The organism is Streptomyces sp. WAC 04229 (assembly GCF_003947455.1).
Lineage (GTDB): Bacteria > Actinomycetota > Actinomycetes > Streptomycetales > Streptomycetaceae > Streptomyces.
Genome location: NZ_QHJH01000400.1, coordinates 1 through 1,128, shown reverse-complemented (window position 1 = coordinate 1,128; position 1,128 = coordinate 1). Strand labels below are relative to the sequence as shown.

The following is a 1,128-nucleotide window of genomic DNA, read 5'->3' as shown; positions in this document are numbered from 1 at the left end:
AGAGGTCGTTTTCATCTGTCTTGCCTGTTTATGGATGGATTCTCGGTGGGTGAGGATGCGATGCGAAAGGGGCAGCCGGTGCGGCTGGAGTCGATGAGTCCTGAGGTGTGACTGTTGGGGCGGAGTGCTGCTCGTTCCTGTCTCATCTCAGGATGCCCGGCTTCCCAGGCTGCGTGCTTCCGTCGTCATCGCTGTGCGCCTGGGCGCACTCGGTCCGCGGCGGTACGCCGGAGGCATGCCGAAGCAACGTCCGTATCCGAGTGATCTTTCTGATGCTCGCTGGGAGTTGGTCGAGCCTGTCCTGGCGGCCTGGCGTTTCGAGCGCCGTGGCAGAGCTCTGGACTTCGGCAGGCCGCCCGAGCATGACCTGCGCGACATCATGGACGCGATCTTGTATGTGGACCGCACTGGCGTCCAATGGCGCTACCTCCCGCACGACTTCCCGCACTGGAACACGGTCTACGGCTACTTCGCCAGGTGGCAGCAGGAAGGTGTGTTCGCCCAGCTCAACGGCCTGCTTCGCCAGCTCTTACGGCAGAAGGAAGGCCGGGAGGCCGAACCATCGGCCTGCGTGATCGACGCGCAGAGCGTGAAAACCTCCACCAGCGTGCTCGCCACCAGTCAGGGCATCGATGCCGGCAAGAAGATCGTCGGACGGAAACGGAGCATCGTCACCGACACCCTCGGCCTTCTGCTCGCTGTGCTGGTCACCGCGGCAAGCGTGCAGGACTCCATCGCCGGCACCCAGCTCCTGGACCAGGTCGCCGCCGACCACCCCGGAATCCGGAAGGTCTGGGTGGACGGTGGCTACCGACAGCACCTCGTCGAGCATGCGGCCACCCTCGGCATCGACATGGAAATCACTCAACGCAAGCCCGGGACCAGGGGCTTCACTCCAACCCCGAAACGCTGGGCGGTCGAGCGGACCTACGGCTGGCTCATGCTCCACCGCAGACTGGCTCGCGACTACGAAACCCATCCGCACCGATCCGAAGCCATGATCCATATCGCCATGACCGACCTCATGGCCCGCCGCCTCACCAGCGAGAGCACCACCTCCTGGCGCGATCCGACACCACAGACAAAACGGCATACTCAGGGATGAAACAATGGGAGAAAACGACCTCT

At 63.6% G+C, this 1,128-nt stretch carries 1 protein-coding gene; it reads left to right on the top strand.

What is annotated here, in order from left to right; all coding sequences use genetic code 11:
* Nucleotides 1-235 precede the first annotated feature (235 nt).
* Nucleotides 236-1,105 carry an IS5 family transposase gene (locus tag DMH12_RS38515; RefSeq protein WP_125495863.1) on the top strand — a complete coding sequence of 290 codons (870 nt, stop codon included), beginning with the start codon at nt 236-238 and terminating at the stop codon, nt 1,103-1,105.
* The last annotated feature ends 23 nt before the right edge of the window (nt 1,106-1,128 follow it).

Excerpts from the sequence above, each read along its gene's own strand:
- DMH12_RS38515 (WP_125495863.1), top strand. The coding sequence starts at position 236 with ATGCCGAAGCAACGTCCGTATCCGAGTGATCTTTCTGATGCTCGCTGG.